This is a genomic window from Kangiella sp. (assembly GCF_048265365.1).
In the GTDB taxonomy this organism is placed as follows: domain Bacteria; phylum Pseudomonadota; class Gammaproteobacteria; order Enterobacterales; family Kangiellaceae; genus Kangiella.
In genome coordinates this window covers 495,201-514,022 of the sequence record NZ_JBLXBT010000002.1, presented here as the reverse complement: position 1 = coordinate 514,022, position 18,822 = coordinate 495,201, and the positions used below count along the sequence as shown (strand labels likewise).

Annotated in this window: 18 protein-coding genes; 16 read left to right on the top strand and 2 right to left on the bottom strand. The window is 43.6% G+C overall.

Annotation, left to right across the window (positions count from 1 at the left end):
- The first annotated feature begins 4 nt into the window (after positions 1 to 4).
- From ftsA to lpxC, 3 genes are all read left to right on the top strand, one after another.
- The gene (gene ftsA / locus ACN0VI_RS11480; protein ID WP_331890821.1) at positions 5 to 1,231 is read left to right on the top strand and encodes a cell division protein FtsA; all 1,227 of its coding nucleotides are present in this window, start codon (positions 5 to 7) and stop codon (positions 1,229 to 1,231) included.
- 84 nt (positions 1,232 to 1,315) lie between these two features.
- On the top strand, positions 1,316 to 2,491 hold the full coding sequence (ftsZ, locus tag ACN0VI_RS11475) for a cell division protein FtsZ (protein ID WP_417446899.1): 1,176 nt from the start codon (positions 1,316 to 1,318) through the stop codon (positions 2,489 to 2,491).
- Positions 2,492 to 2,894: 403 nt separating this feature from the next.
- Positions 2,895 to 3,809 (top strand): UDP-3-O-acyl-N-acetylglucosamine deacetylase, encoded by a 915-nt coding sequence (gene lpxC, locus ACN0VI_RS11470; protein ID WP_012800629.1) that lies wholly within the window; start codon positions 2,895 to 2,897, stop codon positions 3,807 to 3,809.
- A gap of 160 nt (positions 3,810 to 3,969) precedes the next feature.
- Here the strand turns inward: lpxC and ACN0VI_RS11465 are convergent, their stop codons facing one another.
- Positions 3,970 to 4,290: a DUF721 domain-containing protein gene (locus tag ACN0VI_RS11465; RefSeq protein ID WP_331890800.1), complete on the bottom strand. Its 321-nt coding sequence runs from the start codon at positions 4,288 to 4,290 to the stop codon at positions 3,970 to 3,972.
- 112 nt (positions 4,291 to 4,402) lie between these two features.
- Here ACN0VI_RS11465 and ACN0VI_RS11460 point away from each other — a divergent pair, with 112 nt between their 5' ends.
- The 3 genes from ACN0VI_RS11460 to mutT all read left to right on the top strand — a co-directional run bounded on the left by ACN0VI_RS11460 (position 4,403) and on the right by mutT (position 8,743).
- Positions 4,403 to 5,323, top strand: a complete 921-nt coding sequence (locus ACN0VI_RS11460) for a M23 family metallopeptidase (RefSeq protein WP_331890801.1) — start codon at positions 4,403 to 4,405, stop codon at positions 5,321 to 5,323.
- A gap of 264 nt (positions 5,324 to 5,587) precedes the next feature.
- Positions 5,588 to 8,296, top strand: a complete 2,709-nt coding sequence (secA, locus tag ACN0VI_RS11455; protein ID WP_417446898.1) for a preprotein translocase subunit SecA — start codon at positions 5,588 to 5,590, stop codon at positions 8,294 to 8,296.
- Positions 8,297 to 8,332: 36 nt separating this feature from the next.
- Entirely contained in the window at positions 8,333 to 8,743 is a 411-nt protein-coding gene (mutT, locus tag ACN0VI_RS11450; protein ID WP_417446897.1) for an 8-oxo-dGTP diphosphatase MutT, read from the top strand.
- Positions 8,744 to 8,750: 7 nt separating this feature from the next.
- Here mutT and yacG read toward each other — a convergent pair whose 3' ends face one another.
- On the bottom strand, positions 8,751 to 8,948 hold the full coding sequence (gene yacG / locus ACN0VI_RS11445) for a DNA gyrase inhibitor YacG (RefSeq protein ID WP_417446896.1): 198 nt from the start codon (positions 8,946 to 8,948) through the stop codon (positions 8,751 to 8,753).
- 254 nt (positions 8,949 to 9,202) lie between these two features.
- Here yacG and ampD point away from each other — a divergent pair, with 254 nt between their 5' ends.
- The 10 genes from ampD to ampE all read left to right on the top strand — a co-directional run bounded on the left by ampD (position 9,203) and on the right by ampE (position 18,654).
- Entirely contained in the window at positions 9,203 to 9,769 is a 567-nt protein-coding gene (ampD, locus tag ACN0VI_RS11440; RefSeq protein WP_417446895.1) for a 1,6-anhydro-N-acetylmuramyl-L-alanine amidase AmpD, read from the top strand.
- A 120-nt stretch (positions 9,770 to 9,889) separates the two neighbouring features.
- Positions 9,890 to 10,768, top strand: a complete 879-nt coding sequence (gene nadC / locus ACN0VI_RS11435; RefSeq protein ID WP_417446894.1) for a carboxylating nicotinate-nucleotide diphosphorylase — start codon at positions 9,890 to 9,892, stop codon at positions 10,766 to 10,768.
- An 85-nt stretch (positions 10,769 to 10,853) separates the two neighbouring features.
- The gene (locus ACN0VI_RS11430; RefSeq protein WP_331890807.1) at positions 10,854 to 11,156 is read left to right on the top strand and encodes a GIY-YIG nuclease family protein; all 303 of its coding nucleotides are present in this window, start codon (positions 10,854 to 10,856) and stop codon (positions 11,154 to 11,156) included.
- 451 nt (positions 11,157 to 11,607) lie between these two features.
- On the top strand, positions 11,608 to 12,024 hold the full coding sequence (locus tag ACN0VI_RS11425) for a pilin (protein ID WP_417446893.1): 417 nt from the start codon (positions 11,608 to 11,610) through the stop codon (positions 12,022 to 12,024).
- Positions 12,025 to 12,169: 145 nt separating this feature from the next.
- The gene (pilB, locus tag ACN0VI_RS11420; protein ID WP_417446892.1) at positions 12,170 to 13,882 is read left to right on the top strand and encodes a type IV-A pilus assembly ATPase PilB; all 1,713 of its coding nucleotides are present in this window, start codon (positions 12,170 to 12,172) and stop codon (positions 13,880 to 13,882) included.
- 95 nt (positions 13,883 to 13,977) lie between these two features.
- Positions 13,978 to 15,222: a type II secretion system F family protein gene (locus ACN0VI_RS11415; protein WP_417446891.1), complete on the top strand. Its 1,245-nt coding sequence runs from the start codon at positions 13,978 to 13,980 to the stop codon at positions 15,220 to 15,222.
- Between the two features lie 32 nt (positions 15,223 to 15,254).
- On the top strand, positions 15,255 to 16,163 hold the full coding sequence (locus ACN0VI_RS11410) for a prepilin peptidase (protein WP_417446890.1): 909 nt from the start codon (positions 15,255 to 15,257) through the stop codon (positions 16,161 to 16,163).
- A 78-nt stretch (positions 16,164 to 16,241) separates the two neighbouring features.
- Entirely contained in the window at positions 16,242 to 16,841 is a 600-nt protein-coding gene (gene coaE / locus ACN0VI_RS11405; RefSeq protein ID WP_417446889.1) for a dephospho-CoA kinase, read from the top strand.
- A gap of 7 nt (positions 16,842 to 16,848) precedes the next feature.
- Positions 16,849 to 17,616, top strand: a complete 768-nt coding sequence (gene zapD, locus ACN0VI_RS11400; protein WP_417447051.1) for a cell division protein ZapD — start codon at positions 16,849 to 16,851, stop codon at positions 17,614 to 17,616.
- A gap of 168 nt (positions 17,617 to 17,784) precedes the next feature.
- Complete coding sequence (gene ampE / locus ACN0VI_RS11395; RefSeq protein WP_417446888.1) at positions 17,785 to 18,654, top strand: regulatory signaling modulator protein AmpE; 870 nt, start codon at positions 17,785 to 17,787, stop codon at positions 18,652 to 18,654.
- Positions 18,655 to 18,822 lie beyond the last annotated feature (168 nt).

The window sequence follows — 18,822 nt, the reverse complement described above, 5'->3', positions numbered from 1 at the left end:
AGCTATGTCGAAATCATCAGAGAAGAGATTAATTGTTGGGTTGGATATTGGTACGTCGAAAGTCGTAGCAATTGTTGGCGAAGTGGGTGCTGATAATGTGGTCGATATTATCGGTATAGGTTCGCATCCTTCCCGTGGCATGAAAAAGGGCGTGGTAGTCAATATTGAGTCTACCGTTGCTTCGATTCAACGTGCGATTGAGGAGGCAGAATTAATGGCAGGTTGCCAGATCCATTCTGTCTATACCGGTATCGCTGGTAGCCACATCAAAAGCTTAAATTCGCATGGCATTGTGGCGATTAAAGATCATGAGGTTACACAAAGTGATGTGGATCGCGTGATTGATGCGGCTAAAGCTGTGGCCATTCCTGCTGACCAAAAAATTCTCCATGTGTTGCCGCAGGAGTTTGTGATTGATAACCAGGAAGGTATCCGCGAACCAGTAGGCATGTCAGGAGTTCGCCTCGAAGCGAAAGTACACATGGTGACGGGCGCTGTCAGTGCCGCACAAAATATTACTAAGTGCGTAGCACGTTGTGGACTTGAGCCTGAAGACGTGATCCTAGAGCAATTAGCATCGAGTTATGCGGTGTTGACAGAGGACGAGCGTGAGCTTGGCATTTGCTTGATTGATATCGGTGGTGGAACAACGGATATCGCCATCTTTACAGGCGGCGCAATTCGTCACACCGCGGTTATTCCAATTGCCGGTGATCAGGTGACCAATGATATCGCTGTGGCGTTACGCACACCGACTCAGTTCGCCGAAGAAATCAAAATTAAATATGCCTGCGCTTTACGTCAGTTAACTAACTTGGATGAAACCATTGAGGTGCCAAGTGTTGGTGATAGACAGCCGCGTCGTTTGTCTCGTCAGATATTAGCCGATGTGGTGGAGCCACGTTACAGCGAATTGTTTGAGCTGGTGCAAGCAGAAATTCGTCGCAGCGGTTTTGAGAATTTAATTGCTGCCGGAATAGTGATTACCGGTGGTGGTTCGAAGATGGAAGGTTTGATGGAACTTGCTGAAGAAGTGTTCCACATGCCGGTTCGTCAAGGTATGCCACAACACATCAAAGGCTTAGTGGATGTGGTGAGAAATCCAATTTATGCAACGGGAGTTGGCTTGTTGATCTATGGAAAACAAGACCTGGGTCATCACCGTGAAAGAGATGTAACCGGTTTTTCAGGTCTCTTTGACCGTATGAAAAAGTGGTTTAGTGGTTTTTAGTAAAGCGAGGATCGCTTTATTGAAAAAAGTGGAAGTAACAATTGTTAACGCAATTTTTTAAAGTAAATCGAAGGGGAAATTATCATGGCTAACATGTTTGAATTAGTAGATAGCTGTCAGAACAGCGCGATCATTAAGGTGATCGGTGTAGGTGGTGGCGGTGGCAACGCCGTCGAACATATGGTGAAAGCCAATATTGATGGTGTTGAGTTTATTTGTGCCAATACAGATGCTCAGGCGTTGGAATCTTCAACGGCCAAAACCACTATCCAGATTGGACAAAATATTACACGTGGTCTTGGTGCTGGCGCCGACCCAGAAGTAGGTCGTCAGGCAGCGCTTGAAGATCGTGAGCGCATTATGGAGGTTCTGCAAGGATCTGACATGGTGTTTATCACAGCTGGTATGGGCGGTGGTACAGGTACAGGTGCTGCACCAGTTATTGCTGAGATTGCCAAAGAAATGGGCATCTTGACGGTAGCAGTGGTCACTAAGCCATTTAGATTTGAGCGTAAGAAACGCATGACACTGGCCGAAAATGGAATCAATGAGTTGCGTGCGTCAGTTGATTCATTAATCATCATTCCAAATGATAAGTTAGTGGCCCAATTTGCTGGTTTACGCTTAACAGAAGCCTTTGCCTCAGCGAATTCTGTGTTGCATGGTGCGGTGCAAGGAATTGCTGAGCTGATAACCTGCCCAGGCTTAATCAACGTTGACTTTGCGGATGTTCGCACCGTTATGGCTGAACAGGGCCAGGCGATGATGGGTACCGGTATTGCTGCCGGTGAAGGTCGAGCACAAATTGCAGCTGATATGGCCGTTGCCAGTCCATTGCTTGAAGATGTGGACTTGTCAGGTGCTCGAGGTATCTTGGTCAACATCACGGCGAATGAAGATTTCACCATTGATGAATTCTCAGAAGTGTGTGAAGTGATTGAAGATATTGCTCATGAAGATGCCACTGTGGTTGTTGGTACCGCCATTGATGCATCAATGGGTGATGAGATTCGCGTCACTGTAGTGGCAACCGGTTTAGGCCAGGAAGCCAACATGCGTTTAGTCAGCAATAGCAACGACAAGAAAGAAGTTCGTAAAGCTAACGGTGACCTTGATTATGGGCAGTTAGATTTACCTCCATCAATCCGCAAGCAAGCGGGCGCAAGCTCAGTTCCAGAGCAAAGCTCGAAAATGGCGGTTGGTAGTGATGTTGATAACTTCCTGGATATTCCAGCTTTCCTGAGAAAGCAGGCGGACTAATAAGTCGTCGATTCTGCCACTGGCTTTGTCGTTAAAACGATATCTTCGGTGACAAGGTGAAACTTATTGAAAAAGTTGCTTTCATACTTAAACAGTACGAAGAGGCACTCCCTTCGAGCGTCTTCGTACTGTTTTGTCTTTTAATTGTTCAGCCGCTATTCAACGCTGAGCGATTAGGCTAATAGGGAAACTAGCCTTGGCGGAAAGTGTGAGCTAGTGCATGTTTTGGCAATGTTTGTATCTGTTTGTAGCTAAATAAATCAATGGTTAAACAAATATTTCAAACAACTGTCTAAAAAATGGTCAAATATTGTTCAAATAACTGACATATTGTGATAATATGCGCTAGAATTTGAGTAGATTACACCTAAGACCTTGATTTTCAAGGCGTTGGAGAAACTGAATGATAAGACAACGTACGTTGAAGACAACCATTCGCGCTACTGGCGTGGGGCTACACACAGGAGAGAAAGTGTATTTAACCCTACGACCAGCACCAGTGGATACAGGGATTGTGTTCCGTCGCGTTGATCTGGACCCGATTGTTGAGATTGAAGCAAAGCCAGAAAATGTGGGTGATACTACGCTTTCTACTTGCTTAGTTAAAGATGATGTTCGTATTTCTACGGTTGAGCATTTGCTATCTGCAATGGCTGGCTTGGGCCTTGATAATGCTTACATTGACGTATCGGCACCAGAAGTACCTATTATGGATGGCAGTGCCAGTCCATTCGTATTCCTTTTGCAGTCTGCTGGTATCACTGAGCAGAATGCACCAAAGAAATTCATCAAGATTAAAAAGCGTGTTGAAGTTGAAGATGAAGGTAAAACTGCTGTATTTGAGCCTTTTGATGGTTTCAAAGTGGCTTTTACTATCGATTTCGATCATCCAGTATTCAAGAAAAGTCGTCAGACAGCAGTTATCGACTTCTCTAGCACTTCGTTTGTAAAAGAAGTGAGCCGTGCTCGTACTTTTGGTTTCATGAAAGACATAGAGTACTTACGAGCTCATAACTTAGCACTCGGAGGTAGCCAGGATAACGCTATCGTAATGGATGATTTCCGTGTTCTGAATGAAGACGGACTTCGTTATGACGATGAGTTTGTAAAGCATAAAATATTAGATGCAATTGGTGATTTATTCCTATTGGGCCATAGCCTTATTGGTGCCTTCTCGGGTTATAAATCAGGTCATGCACTCAATAACCAATTGATTCGTACCTTAATGGCGGATGAAACTGCGTGGGAACTAGCAACGTATGAAGATGCTAATGCAGCGCCAATTTCCTACATCATGAATCCAGCGTTATCTTTGTAATTCTGACTTTTCTATGGTTTAGTGAAAATTAAGAATTGAAATAGGAATTATATTTGTAGTATTTTTATCGGGTTTTTAGACAAGAAAGTCACTTAAACGTAAACGCCAGGAATTTATCTGGCGTTTGCTGGTTTTGAAAGACTGATAAAAAGTGGGGTTTTTAAGGCGTCGATTTATTGGGATCAATTTTGATTTGAATGTTGGCAAGGCCCAAAAAACCGGCTTGTCTGAGTTGTGAGAGTAACTCAGAGGATTGATACCGAAGGCGAGTTGCCCATACAGGGCTATCAGCAGTAATAACCAGACTGGTTTTATTGTATTCGGAGACTGTGCAATGTTTTTGCAAGTCTTCCGGTAAATGCTGATGAATACTATCGGTAATGGATTTGAGGGAATTTGCTTTATCGAGCAACCCTTTCAACACACTTTCAGGTGAGTTGAGAACATCAGCCACGGATTTGGCTCGGAAAGGACGCTTCATAAGCTCAATATTTCTGGGCTAGGTTAGGAGTTAGTATCTATTGTATGCTGACCGAGTAGGATTGTCATCTTGCAAGCTAGTTTGCGATTGACATTAACGAATGTGGGTGATTATGCGTATAACCATTATCAAGAGTGATCAAAAAGGGATTAAAGCATTGGAATTTGGACGTTCTAAATTAGTGGTATTTAGCCTGCTAGGCGCTGTTGCGTTAACGGCGGTAGTGGCATTAACGCACCTCGCAACTCGTTGGTCTTTACAGCAAGATCTAGTGAGTGAAGCTGCCATCAAAAAATGGCAACAAGAGCTTATCACTCAGAAAGAGCAGTTAGAAGAAGCGAAACGTATCTCAGAAAGTCAAATTCAAGCTTTATCGACTCGATTAGCAACCATGCAAGCCTATTTGTTGCGTTTGGATGCAGCAGGAGCACGATTAGTCGCTTCCGCTGGTATCGAAGATGAATTTGGTTTTGGCGAAGATCCTGCAATTGGTGGGCCCAATGAAGAAGTTTCAGCAACCACCTCAAGCTACAATGATGTAGTAGTGTTTCTTGATCAGTTAGAAAGTGATATCAATTCAAAGGAGCAAGAGTTATCGGCCCTTGAATCACTTATTCTGGATAAAGAAATTAGCGCCGAGCAACAAATTTCTGGCCGTCCCATCACTTCTGGCTGGTTATCCTCACCCTACGGCTACCGCGCCGATCCTTTCTCAGGAAAGCGCGCTTGGCATTCAGGTATCGACTTTTCTTCATTAGCTGGTTCTGATGTTATCGTTACCGCTGCTGGCGTGGTCACGACGGTAGATCGCAAACCTGGTTATGGTATTTTCGTTGAAGTCAGTCATGGTGGTGGTTATACAACACGCTATGGCCACAACAAAAGTGTCGAGGTTAAAAAGGGTGACATTGTGAAGAAAGGCCAAGTTATTGCCAAGGTCGGTAGTACCGGCCGCTCAACCGGGCCACACGTACACTATGAAATTACCAAGAATGGCAAAAAGCTCAATCCCTATAAATATCTGAAGAATTAAATCAACAAGCCCCAGCGATGGGGCTTTTGTTTAACTGGCCGTTAAAACATATCCTGAACATTGAAAAGCTTCTATTGTGCCCCCATAAGTTGAAAATACTGCTCGAAATGCCCGCTCAGGCGTTTACAGCGACCAGAATATGGGTACAATCGAGTGCTTTAAAGATTAATTATCTGCTATGGCTAGGCGTTAAAAGGGCTACCAACCCTTTAGTTCATACCTGCAATCCATAGTTAATACAACACAGACACAAGAAAGAACAATATGAGTTTCTTAAATAAAATTTTCGGAAGTCGCAACGAGCGGACGCTTAAAAAACTAAGTAAAACAGTCGATTTAATTAACCAGTTAGAGCCAGAAATGGAGGCGCTTTCAGACGAACAGCTGAAAGCGAAAACGACTGAATATAAAGAGCGTGTAGAGAAAGGCGAAACTCTGGATCAAATACTTCCGGAAGCATTTGCAGCAGTGCGTGAAGCCAGTAGGCGAACTTTGGGTTTGCGTCACTTTGATGTGCAGTTAATTGGTGGCATGGTTTTGCATAATGGTCGAGTCGCTGAGATGCGCACCGGTGAAGGTAAAACTTTAGTTGCCACCCTGCCTGTCTATTTGAATGCTTTATCGGGAAAAGGTGTCCACGTTATTACCGTCAATGACTACCTGGCGCAACGTGATGCAGACTGGATGAAACCAGTCTATAACTTCCTGGGTATGGAGGTTGGCGTTATATTGTCCGGTCAGTCTCACGAAGAAAAACAAAAAGCTTATGGGGCAGATATAACTTACGGGACCAATAACGAATACGGTTTCGATTATCTGCGCGATAACATGGCATTCCAAAAAGAACACCGAGTTCAGCGTGAATTAAATTTTGCGGTTATCGATGAGGTTGATTCTATTCTGATCGATGAAGCGCGTACCCCATTGATTATTTCCGGGCCAACTGATGATAGTTCAGAAATGTATCGTGCTATCGATAAGTTGATTCCGAAACTTGTTGCTCAGGAACATGAATCAAAAGAAGACGAAGAAGATACCGGCGATTACACGGTTGATGAAAAGTCGAAACAGGCGCATTTAACTGAAAAAGGTCAGGAGTACATCGAAGAGTTACTTCGCCAAAATGACCTGTTACCTGATGATCAAAGTCTCTACAGTCCATCAAGCATTGGGCTCCTGCACCACGTTAATGCTGCATTGCGTGCTCATAAACTATTTAAGAAAGATGTGGATTATGTGGTTAATGATAATCAGGTGGTCATCGTCGATGAGCATACCGGTCGTACCATGCCGGGCCGTCGCTGGTCAGATGGTTTGCACCAGGCGATAGAAGCAAAAGAGGGCGTTCAAATACAGAACGAGAATCAAACTCTAGCATCCATCACATTCCAGAATTACTTCCGTCTGTATAACAAGTTGTCCGGTATGACCGGTACCGCGGACACCGAAGCAACAGAGCTACACATGATTTACGGCTTGGATGTTGTGGTTATTCCGACCAACAAGCCAATGCTGCGTGATGATAAGGGTGATCTGATATTCCTGACCAAACAGGAGAAGTACGATGCCATTATCAAGCAAATTAAAGAGTTGCAAGCTAAAGGCCAGCCTGTTCTGGTCGGTACCGTATCGATTGAGTCATCTGAACTGATTTCTAAAGAGCTTAAGAATGCCAAAATTAAACACCAGGTTCTTAACGCTAAGTTCCACGCCAAAGAGGCAGACATTATTGCACAAGCCGGTCGTCCGAGCGCAGTCACCATTGCTACCAACATGGCCGGCCGTGGTACTGATATCGTGTTGGGCGGTAACTTGCAGGCTGATATAGATGCATTGGGTGAAAACCCAACGGCTGAACAAATTGCCAAGGCTAAAGAAGAGTGGGATAAACGCCATCAGGCAGTTCTTGGTGCGGGCGGTCTAGCGATTATCGGTACTGAGCGTCACGAATCTCGACGTATTGATAACCAGCTTCGTGGCCGTTCAGGTCGTCAGGGTGACCCAGGTTTGAGCCGTTTCTATTTATCGTTAGAAGATGACCTGATGCGAATCTTTGCCTCAGAACGTTTGGGCATGATGATGCAACGTCTTGGCTGGGATGAAGGCGAAGCACTTGAGCATAAGATGGTCTCACGTGCCATTGAAAATGCTCAACGTAAAGTTGAACAGCGTAACTTTGATACTCGTAAGAACCTGCTTGAATACGATGATGTTGCCAACGATCAGCGTCGAGTCATTTATGAGCAGCGCAATGAGTTGATGGATGTGGATGATATCTCTGAGACAATCGAAGACTTGCGTGAGGATGTGGTTTATAGCATTACCAGCGAATATATTCCGCCGCAATCCATTGAAGAAATGTGGGATGTTAAAGGCCTTGAGCAGCGCTTAGAGCAGGATTTTGCTATTGAGTTGCCGCTCCAGAAGTGGCTGGATGAGGATGATAAGCTTGCCGAAGACGGTTTGCGTCAGCGTATCCTTGATGAGGTTATTAAATCCTATCAAGAGAAAGAGGCTTTATTGCCCGATCCTAAAATGATGCGCCAGCTTGAGAAGCAAGTCATGCTGCAAGAGCTTGATCGTCATTGGAAAGAACATCTGGCCAATATGGACCATTTGCGCCAAGGTATCTGGATGCGTAGCCATGCGCAGAAAAATCCTAAGCAGGAATATAAGCGTGAAGCTTTTGATCTGTTCTCAGGTATGTTGGACAACCTTAAAGAAGACGTGATCACTTTATTGGCTAAAGTTCGTTTCCAAATGCCGGAAGAAGTTGAAGCCATGAAGCGTAAAGAAGTGAATCAAGCCGGTATGACAGCACAACATGATTCGACTTCCGCACTGCCACAAAGTGAGACAGCGCGTCAGGCCGACACCTTTGTTCGTGAGCAGCCAAAAGTTGGGCGTAATGAACCGTGTCCATGTGGCTCAGGTAAGAAGTTTAAGCACTGTCACGGTAAGGTTGAAGCTTAATCTTTCCTTAAACCTGAACACCAGCGCTAGTTTGTTATGAAAAATATGATTCGGGTCGCGGTTGCTGTCATTCAGCGTCGCGACCGAATTCTTATCGCTAAGCGACCACAACATTTGCACAAGGGTGGCTATTGGGAATTTCCCGGTGGTAAGCAAGAAGAGGGCGAGCAAGCAGAACAGGCCCTGATTCGAGAGTGCCTCGAAGAACTGGCAATAATCCCTGCAAAATATTCCCCTCTAATTCAGATCGAACATCATTATCCTGAGAAGTCGGTAGTCTTAGACGTTTGGACCGTTACCGATTATTTAGGGGTACCGAAAGGTGCAGAAGGGCAGCCACTGCTCTGGTGCCCGATTAAGGATTTAGGGGATTATAAATTTCCTGAGGCTAATTTAGCCATTCTTTCTGCAATACAAGCTGAAGCAAAGAAAGCCCAAATGCTATAAGTTAAAACTAATCCTGGTTGCGGCTGAGCTGGTCAACGGTTTCAGGATCTAAAGGTTTGCCAGCAATTCGATGTCCCTCGCTGGCCCATTCACCCAAGTCAATCAACTTGCAGCGCTGACTACAGAAAGGCTTACATTCGTTATCATCTTTCCAGGCCACGGCCTTCTCGCAAGTTGGACACTTAACAATTAATGCTTTACTCATAAAGACTCATACATATTAAATAGCGTAAATTGGGGTTATTATAACTGAAAATTGATCTTGTTGTAGGGTGGATATCCCCGATGGGGGAGGCCCAGTCGCGACGTGAAACCATCCGGCAGAGAATAATCGTGGGCTGGATAAGCCCGAAGAGCGTCATTCAAGAAATACTAGGCCGACTCATGGTAAATTGTATGGGAGAGCTACGCTCGTCCCAAACAAGATAATCAATCAAATTCATAAACAAAGAGAATACTGTGCGACAACCTTTTTACATTAATCTTGCCACAGGCCTGATTCAGCCCGTCCGCTTTGTTCCAACCGAACACTGTGATGAACGCGAGGATTCAGGCGATATTAGCCTGCTGGTTATTCACAATATCAGTCTTCCGCCAAATCAGTTTGGTGGGCCATATATAGATCAACTTTTTACTGGCACATTAAACCCAAGCGATCATCCTTATTTTGAGGGCATTGCTGCTTTACGTGTGTCCAGCCATTTATTAATAAGACGAAATGGCGATGTGGTGCAGTATGTGCCACTTCATAAGCGCGCATGGCATGCCGGACTCTCCAGTTTTGAGGGGCGGGACAAGTGTAATGATTACTCAATTGGTATCGAGTTAGAAGGGGCGGATGATATTCCCTATGAAGAAATCCAGTATCAGACTTTAGTCAAAATCACTCAGGTCATTCTCAAAGCATATCCTCAGATTTCTCCTGAGCGTATTATGGGCCATTCTGATATCGCACCAGGTCGTAAAACCGACCCTGGCCCAGCTTTTGACTGGGATCATTTCAGGATGTTGATTAAGGCCTGGTAAAGATGAAAAAGGCTTTGAGTCAAACTGCTTAATCCGTAAAATACTCCATTGATAAGTCACTACTCGGTGTGTATAGACGTTCTATTTTTGAAATCGATACTAGCCGCACAGGATCCTCACATGATCGAAACCCCATACCAGCAACAGCTCGAAACCGAAATTCCGCATCAGGTTGACCTTGCCCTGCAAGAAGATCTGGGTGGAACTAATGCATCTGAAGGAATGGATGTGACTGCGGAGCTCATCAGTGAGGATAAAATCGCAACTGGTAAGTTACTAACTCGCGAAGATGCAGTGATCTGCGGCATTGACTGGTTTAATGCGGTATTCCATAAGCTAGACCCAAGCATTGAAGTTGAGTGGTTTTGCCAGGATGGTGATAAGGTTAGAGCGCAAGAAAAGTTATGCGAGCTTCGTGGTAATGCACGAAAAATCCTGACCGGTGAGCGTACCGCCATGAATTTCTTGCAAACCTTATCTGGAACGGCCACTACAACTGCACGTTATACTGCTGAACTTAAAGGTACTTCATGTAAGTTACTCGATACCCGAAAAACAATTCCCATGTTGCGCTTAGCGCAAAAATACGCCGTTTATTGTGGCGGTGGGCATAACCATAGAATTGGACTGTTTGATGCCTTTCTGATTAAAGAAAACCACATTATTTCCGCAGGCTCTATTGAGCAAGCTGTCAAAAAAGCTCGCCAACTTGATCGTAACATCATGGTGGAAGTCGAAGTAGAAACTTTCGCTCAATTAGATCAGGCGCTTGATGCAGCTGCCGATGTCATCATGCTCGACAACTTCTCCATTGACGATATGCGCACCGGTGTTGCCATCAATCAGATTCATTCCCACACTGCCAAAATAGAAGCTTCTGGCAATGTCAGCCTCGAAACTTTGCGTGATATCGCCGACACAGGCGTTGACTTCATCTCGGTAGGGGCTCTAACCAAACACATTCAAGCCGTCGATCTATCCCTGCGACTGGAATTATAACTCACAGTTATTACAGAAGAAAAAGCTAGTATGGTAGGCTTACGCTCTCAAATTGAAAAATCAAATAACCATATAGCAACAGTTCATGAAAAAAGGCTACGTTTACATACTGACCAATCCAAGGAAAACGGTCCTCTATACAGGGGTAACCTGCAACTTAGGTAAACAGGTATTCGAGCATAAAAATAAAATTGCTGAAGGTTTTACTCGAACCTACAACTGCAATGACCTTGTCTACTATGAAATCACTGACTCGCTGGAAAAAGCCAAGACAAGACAAAAAGAAATCAAAACAGAATGCCGAATAGGCAAAGAAGCCCTTGTAGAACGCTTCAATCCAGAGTGGAGAGATCTTTCAGATGATTTACTAGCAATTAAAAAACGGTAAAGTCTTTAGGTTGAGTTCTAAGTAGAGTTCGCGAAGCGTAATTAAGTACTAAATCGTTAAAATTGCCCCCCATCAGGAGGCGAGTTGGGCCAAACCTGTCCTGTGACCACCTACGTTGCGCTCTACAAATCGTTACAAAGTTGACAAAAAACGTCACATTTTCCTTTGGTTGGTCAAAAAAACACCGGTTTGTACACCTTTTGAAAAGCAAATTCGCATACAACTGTGACGTAAGTCATTGTTTTTGCTCAGTGTCAGAATATTTGACTATAAGCTGTTGCTATTGCTTACCTGCAAAGTATATATTTGATTACAGATTTGTTCACACAGGGAAGCGCTACTTACATTCCGTAATGGCCCGTGTAGTTTTGATCAGATTATACGGAATTCTCTGTGAACAGATTTGAACTCAAACAATTTGCAAATTCTTTAAAGAATAGGAGAGAGTCTTATGCAAACTAAAAAACAATCGGGTTTCACCCTTATCGAATTAATGATCGTAATCGCGATTATCGGTATCTTGGCTGCAATCGCTATTCCTCAGTATCAAGATTACATTGCCCGTTCACAAGTTAACCGTGCGTATGGAGAAATGTCTTCTTACAAAACCGCAATTGAAGAAAGGTTAATGCGTGGTACTGCTACTACAGCTGCAGATGCAGAAATTGGTTTTGTTGATTCAAACTTAACAACAACTGTATTTGCAATTGCCGCTGATGGCACAGGAACTGTTACAGCAACGTTAGATGGCGATGTCTCTCCATCTGTATTGAATGGCACAATCCAGCTAACAAGAACAGCAGAGGGTCTTTGGACTTGTGCTACTACTGGTTTAGAAGCTAAATATATTCCAGCCGGATGCCCGTAATATTTAGGCATAAACAAAAAAAAGTGGGCCCTTGGCTCACTTTTTTTTTGTTTGGTAGAAATGGGTAGAAATTCATAAAGAATTGACTTTTGAAGCTTTTTATTCAAGGATATAAGTACGTCTTTTAAACTGTTTAGTGAGTATTATGACTTTAGCAGATACGGGTCTTTCTGGCTTGGCTCATTTGCTGGTTGCTGAGGGGCTTTTAACAAAAGAAAAAGTCCAGCAGGCAGTAAAAAACGCCAGAGAGGAAAAGGCAGGGCTGATTGATTGGTTGGTCTCCGCTGGGTGGCTGGAAGGCAAGCAAGCGGCGAAAGCGCAGGCTCTAAATTTTGGATATCCCTACTTTGATTTGTCTAGTATCTCTTTTGAGAATATTCCCAAAGACGTTATTGACCAGAAGCTGATGCAAACTCATAGAGTGGTTCCTCTGTATAAACGAGGGACTCGGCTTTTTGTAGCAGTTTCCGATGCTACTAACCTCAAAAGTTTAGAAGAGATTCGTTTCCAAACCGGCTGCTCGGTGGAAGCTGTGTTAGTTGAGCCTAACAAGCTCGCCAACACAGTGAATAAACTCATTGAAGAAAAAGAAAATGAATCCCTGTCCGATTTTGATGATGCTGATCTGGACAATATTGATTTAGATGCAGTAGATCCCGAAGCTGAACAGGATATGGATGAGGGAGCAAGTGGAGAAGATGCCCCGGTAGTTAAGTTCGTTAAACAAATGCTGGTCTCAGCGATACGTAAAGGCGCTTCCGATTTGCACTTCGAGCCCTACGAAAAGAAATACCGTGTCCGCTTCCGTATTGATGGTATGTTGCATGAAGTCGCTTCACCTCCTATTCAACTTGCCAGTCGTATTTCAGCTCGCTTAAAAGTTTTATCCGGCTTGGATATTTCTGAGCGCAGGGTTCCGCAAGATGGTCGTGTAAAACTCAAAATCTCAAAAACCAAAGCTATTGATTTTCGTGTCAATACATTACCAACCTTGTTTGGTGAAAAAATCGTTATGCGTATTCTCGATCCAGCTCAAGCTATGCTGGGTATTGATGCCTTGGGGTTTGATCCAATTCAAAGAAAGAATTTCATGACGGCCATTGAGAAACCGCAAGGCATGGTGCTGGTAACTGGCCCAACCGGTTCCGGTAAAACAGTAACTCTTTATACAGGGGTGAATATTTTAAATGATGAATATAAGAATATTTCTACCGCTGAAGACCCGGTTGAGATTAACTTACAAGGGATTAATCAGGTAAACGTAAATGTTAAAGCTGGCTTAACTTTTGCTTCGGCACTTAGAGCCTTTTTACGTCAGGATCCAGATATTGTGCTAGTGGGTGAGATTCGAGATCTGGAGACTGCAGAAATTGCAATTAAAGCAGCTCAAACCGGTCACTTAGTATTGTCCACACTGCACACAAACTCTGCTCCTGAAACCTTGACTCGTCTGGTGAACATGGGTGTAGCACCCTTTAATATTGCAACGACGGTCAATCTTGTTGTTGCTCAACGTCTGGCTAGACGTTTGTGTGAACATTGCAAGAAACCTTCTGACTTACCAAAGGAAGCCTTGATTGAGGAGGGTTTTAGAGAAGAAGAGCTGAACGAACTCACAATTTACGAGCCAATAGGTTGCGATAAATGCACAATGGGCTATAAAGGTCGTGTGGGCTTATTTCAGGTTATGCCTGTGTCTGAAGAAAATGGTCGTATTATTATGGAAGGTGGTAATGCGATTGATATTGCTGATCAAGCGAGAAAAGAGGGAATTCCTGATTTGCGTAGAGCTGGCTTGAATAAAGTCAAGCAAGGGCTGACCAGTTTAGCCGAAGTAAATCGTGTCACGCAAAATTAAATTAAAGTGTTGGCGTGAAAAAGATTAAAGGGGGAGTGTTTAAGCAATTAGGTTGGACACTTTAGCCATATGAGAACATTAGTAAGGTAATTAACATGGCAACAGCAGCTAAGCGGAAAGCAACAAGAGCGAAACAGAAAAAGCTGAAGAATTTTCAGTGGACGGGGGTTAACAAGCAAGGAAACAAACTTAAAGGAAAAATATCTGCTGAAAGTCAAGACGTAGTGAAGCAGCAACTCCTTAAGCAAGGTATAACTCCAAAAGCTATTAATGCTGAACTGTTTGCTTTCAGTGGTGCAAAAAAATCAATTAAGCCTGTGGATATTGCGGTATTTTTGCGGCAGTTAGCCATTATGATGAAAGCAGGTGTTCCCTTAGTTCAGTCATTTGACATCATTGGTAAAGGGCATGAGAACCCCAGTGTGCAAGACTTGGTCTTGGATATTAAAGCTGATGTTGAGTCCGGGAACCCATTTGCTGAGTCCTTAAGAAAACGTCCCAAGTATTTTGATAACTTAGTGTGCGACTTAATTCATGCTGGTGAACAGTCTGGTACTTTGGAGCTAATGCTCGATCGTATCGCTACCTATAAAGAAAAGTCAGAGGCTTTAAAGTCAAAAATTAAATCAGCATTGATGTATCCTGCCGCTGTGGTTGTTGTATCTATTGCAGTAACGGCTATTCTACTCGTTTACGTTGTACCGATGTTCGCAAGCTTATTCCAAGGGGCTGGGTCTGATTTGCCTGCTTTTACTCAGGTGGTTGTGGATATGTCAAACAATGTCCAAGCTTACTGGTTTGTATACTTGTTGATAATAATCGGAATAGTGGTCGGGTACTCACAGCTAAATAAAAGATCTAAGGCTTTTAGGGATGGTAAAGATAAGCTGCTTCTAAAGTTTCCTGTATTTGGCCCTCTGATTCAAAAAGCGGCAGTTGCTCGTTATGCAAGAACTTTGGCGACAACATTTGCAGCCGGTGTTCCGCTAGTTGATGCTCTTGACTCTGCTGCTGGTGCCTCAGGTAATGCGGTATATCGTGACGCAATATTGAAAATTAAAGAAGATGTTACCACTGGTCTGCAAATTAATATGGCGATGGCATCAACCCAAGTATTTCCTAATATGGTTACTCAGATGGTGGCTATTGGTGAAGAGTCCGGCGCCGTAGATACCATGCTAGCCAAAGTGGCTGATATTTATGAACAAGAAGTGGATGATGCAGTTGATGGTATTAGTTCTTTGATTGAGCCATTCATTATTGTTTTCCTCGGAACGGTTGTTGGTGGTTTGGTTGTAGCCATGTACTTGCCAATCTTCCAGATGGGTAACGCATTCTAAAAGTCCTAAAAACAACTTAAAAGACAAATAATATGATTGATATTCTTTCAAAAAACCTGCCCATGTTGGCAGGTTTAGTTTTTATACTGGGGTTATTATTCGGCAGTTTCTTGAATGTAGTGATTCATAGGTTGCCATTAATTTTAAATCGAGAGTGGCGTGCTACCGCGACGGAAATTTTAACCGAAGCCAGTTGCTCCGTCTCTTGCCCTAAAGATGGACTTCCTGAAAAGTATAACTTAATTACTCCTCGATCAGCTTGCCCAAAGTGCAAGCATCAAATCACATCTATGGAAAACCTTCCTGTTATTAGCTGGTTGGTTTTGCGAGGCAAATGTTCAAACTGCAAAGCTAAGATTAGCGTACGTTATCCGTTCGTTGAACTACTGACTGCCGTGACCTTTATGGTATGTGCGATTACTTTTGGTTGGTCCTGGTCACTGGTATTTGCCTTGATCTTCACTTGTTTTCTTATTGCCGGTAGCTTCATTGATTACGACCATAAGATCCTGCCGGATCAATTAACCCTTCCATTAGTCTGGATTGGCCTGGTGGCTGCATTGTGGCTCTCGCCGGAGCTCGTTCAACCAAGCTTTGCTAAAGACTTACCATCGGCTGTTATCGGCGCTTTAGCGGGCTATTTGTCTCTGTGGTCGATCTATTGGTTATTTAAGCTGTTGACCGGCAAAGAGGGTATGGGGCACGGTGATTTTAAATTACTTGCGGCCTTAGGAGCTTTCCTCGGTTGGCAAATGTTGCCTCTGGTAATTTTATTATCTACGGTAACAGGCGCCATTCTAGGTATTACGGCGATGGTCATTAGTAAAAAAGGACGTGATTATAAGATCCCGTTCGGACCATTTTTAGCAATTGCTGGCTGGATAGCTCTAATTTGGGGCGAGACCATTACCAATACTTATATTCAAATGTTACAGCCTTAGTGATATACAAAGGTTGGTAGGGGCAAGTCATGACTTGTTCCTACAACAAAGAAGTACAATCCAATTTAGAATATAACCATGACCTATAAAGTTGCTTTAACAGGCGGTATTGCTAGCGGTAAAACCGCTGTCAGTGATATGTTTGCGGAACTTGGTGTTACTGTCATTGATGCGGACATTATTGCGCGTGAAGTTGTTGCCAGGGGGTCCGAGGCATTGCAGGCTATTACCGAACATTTTGGCAAAGAGGTTTTAACTGAAACCGACGAGTTAGACCGCGAAAAGCTTCGTAGCAAGGTCTTTTCCGATGAGCTACAAAGGCAATGGTTGAACGATCTGCTACATCCCTTGATTCGTAGTGAAATGAAACAACGACAAGCGATAGCACAATCAGCTTATTCCATTAGTGTTATCCCACTGCTTTATGAAAGCGGGCAATACCGAGAGTATGATCGAGTGTTAACTGTGGACTGTCCCACCGCAATCCAGCTTGAGCGTTTGATGGAGCGCGATCAATCAACCCTTGAGCAGGCCCAAGCCATTTTGGACAAGCAGGCAACGCGAGAACAACGCTTGTCGATCGCTGATGATGTAATTGTGAATGACTCAGATTTGCATTCCCTTAAGCAAAGCGTTATAACGCTTGATAACCAATACAGGCAATTAGCAAGGAATTAGGCAATTGATGCCCGAAGCTGCCAGTTATATCTTATATGAGCATCCGCTCAATGAGCAGATACGCACTTATCTGCGCTTAGAAAATCTTTTTAATATTCAGCAAGAGCTCCAATCCATAGATTCAGTGGCTTCGCATATCGCTGCGTTGCACAATTTATGGGAAATTTTGGATTGTCTTGATAGGGGAGACCTAAAGGCGGAGTTATTGAAAGAGCTCGAACAGCAGAAGAATCATTTTAAACAGCTGGAAGCCAGCCCCTATATTGATGATCTGAAGCTAAAGCGCTTTCTTGAACAACTGCAACAGCTTTACCTCTGGGTAGCTAATTACCAGGGGAAGTTCGGCGCTACTTTACGGCAAGATCGTTTTATCGATTTGATAAAGCATCGAATTCGTATTCCAGGTGCTTCCTGTAGCTTTGACTTACCTGAATTACACCAGTTTTTGCAACAGCCGGTTAATTATCGGCAGCAGAAGTTTGCCGAGTGGTTTGAACATTTTGACGGGTTGAATAAGTGTCTTAAAGTTTTGTTGAGGCTGTATCGTGAAAACGGTCAGTTTGTTGATGCCGAAACCAATAATGGTGCATATCAACATAATTTTGATAAGAAACAGAATCCTCATCTGATCAGAGTCAAAATGCCCATTGCCACCAGCGTCTATCCCGAAATCAGTGGTTCGAAATACTGCTTTACTATTCGCTTTATTCAGCCAGGAGAGCAGGAGCAGAAGGTATTGTCAGATGATACTAAGTTCCAAGTGGCGATTTGTTGATTATGGTTGGATAGTGCTACGCTGGGCCTCCCTTGGGGGTAATACAGACTACAAGGCGAATCGGGCGACCGCTGCCCCCCTACAATGACGGTCTGTATTTAATTAATAGACGCATTCTGTATTTTCATTTGGTACTATAAATCTGAACGGATTTATTAAGGTTTCAACATGGCTCTTTTAACACTCATCATCGCTTTATTATTTGAACGTTATTTCCATACAGGTAATAGCGAGGAACGCCAGAAGTACAGCAATGCTAACTGGTTTGTTGCTTACCAAAAACGACTGGGCGAGTCGTTTGGCGAACAGTCGTGGTTTAAGGGTTGGCTAGCCGAGGCTGTGTTAATTCTGGCTCCTGTCATTTTGATTTTCTTATTGTTCGAAACCTTTGGTAACGGCTTCCTCTCCTCTTTAATTATGCTTGCCTTAGCGGTAGTCATTCTCGTTCATTGCTTGGGGCCTGAGTCACCACGTAAGTCTCTTCGTGGGTACTTCTCTGATATTGCAAGCGATGATGAACAGGGGGCTTATGAACATGCTGTGACCTTTACTGGCAAAGAGGCTGAAGACTGGCCGCAAACGCAGCGTATGGTCAGTGAGGCTATCTTCACAGAAACTCAGCGCCGCTACGCAGCTGTGGTCATATGGTTTGTATTGCTAGGCCCAGCCGGCGCATTGCTGTACCGTCTTCTGGACTGGTACTTAGCCAATAATCCAGAAGGCAGCTTATCTGCACCACTAAAGACGATTATGGATTGGATTGCAGGTCGTATCTCAGTATTGGCATACTTGCTTGCAGGTGATATGGCTTCTGGCGTCTCTAAGATTAAAAAGAAGTTCTTCGACTTTAATGTTGGTGGTATGGAGCTGATTGAAGAGACGGGCGTCGCAGCGATAGGCCCAGTGCTTGATTGCGAAACTGAGGAAAAACAAAAGGTTGCCGAGAACCTATGTTCTTTAAAACTCACCGAACGCACTGGCGTTATTCTATTTGCTTTCGTTGCCGTTATGTCATTATTGGGTTGGACTTGGGTGTAAGTAATTAACACTTGTTAATTATTAGCTCTGGTTTGACCTAACCCATACATCAGGTAAAAACCACCTCTGAAAGTATCTTTTTTCCTTCATTTTGTCTATGATGGACACTTTACGAATTTTAGTTAAGTTGCTTAACAAGTGTTAATTATTTGTTGGTAGCTCTCTTGT

What these genes read in the sequence shown, in the direction of transcription:
- nadC (WP_417446894.1), top strand. Translation starts at nt 9,890, where the DNA reads ATGATCGAAACCCCATACCAGCAACAGCTCGAAACCGAAATTCCGCAT.
- zapD (WP_417447051.1), top strand. Translation starts at nt 16,849, where the DNA reads ATGCCCGAAGCTGCCAGTTATATCTTATATGAGCATCCGCTCAATGAG.
- ftsZ (WP_417446899.1), top strand. Translation starts at nt 1,316, where the DNA reads ATGGCTAACATGTTTGAATTAGTAGATAGCTGTCAGAACAGCGCGATC.
- yacG (WP_417446896.1), bottom strand. Translation starts at nt 8,948, where the DNA reads ATGAGTAAAGCATTAATTGTTAAGTGTCCAACTTGCGAGAAGGCCGTG.
- ACN0VI_RS11425 (WP_417446893.1), top strand. Translation starts at nt 11,608, where the DNA reads ATGCAAACTAAAAAACAATCGGGTTTCACCCTTATCGAATTAATGATC.
- ampE (WP_417446888.1), top strand. Translation starts at nt 17,785, where the DNA reads ATGGCTCTTTTAACACTCATCATCGCTTTATTATTTGAACGTTATTTC.
- lpxC (WP_012800629.1), top strand. Translation starts at nt 2,895, where the DNA reads ATGATAAGACAACGTACGTTGAAGACAACCATTCGCGCTACTGGCGTG.
- ftsA (WP_331890821.1), top strand. Translation starts at nt 5, where the DNA reads ATGTCGAAATCATCAGAGAAGAGATTAATTGTTGGGTTGGATATTGGT.
- ACN0VI_RS11430 (WP_331890807.1), top strand. Translation starts at nt 10,854, where the DNA reads ATGAAAAAAGGCTACGTTTACATACTGACCAATCCAAGGAAAACGGTC.
- ACN0VI_RS11465 (WP_331890800.1), bottom strand. Translation starts at nt 4,290, where the DNA reads ATGAAGCGTCCTTTCCGAGCCAAATCCGTGGCTGATGTTCTCAACTCA.
- ACN0VI_RS11415 (WP_417446891.1), top strand. Translation starts at nt 13,978, where the DNA reads ATGGCAACAGCAGCTAAGCGGAAAGCAACAAGAGCGAAACAGAAAAAG.
- secA (WP_417446898.1), top strand. Translation starts at nt 5,588, where the DNA reads ATGAGTTTCTTAAATAAAATTTTCGGAAGTCGCAACGAGCGGACGCTT.
- mutT (WP_417446897.1), top strand. Translation starts at nt 8,333, where the DNA reads ATGAAAAATATGATTCGGGTCGCGGTTGCTGTCATTCAGCGTCGCGAC.
- coaE (WP_417446889.1), top strand. Translation starts at nt 16,242, where the DNA reads ATGACCTATAAAGTTGCTTTAACAGGCGGTATTGCTAGCGGTAAAACC.
- pilB (WP_417446892.1), top strand. Translation starts at nt 12,170, where the DNA reads ATGACTTTAGCAGATACGGGTCTTTCTGGCTTGGCTCATTTGCTGGTT.
- ACN0VI_RS11410 (WP_417446890.1), top strand. Translation starts at nt 15,255, where the DNA reads ATGATTGATATTCTTTCAAAAAACCTGCCCATGTTGGCAGGTTTAGTT.
- ACN0VI_RS11460 (WP_331890801.1), top strand. Translation starts at nt 4,403, where the DNA reads ATGCGTATAACCATTATCAAGAGTGATCAAAAAGGGATTAAAGCATTG.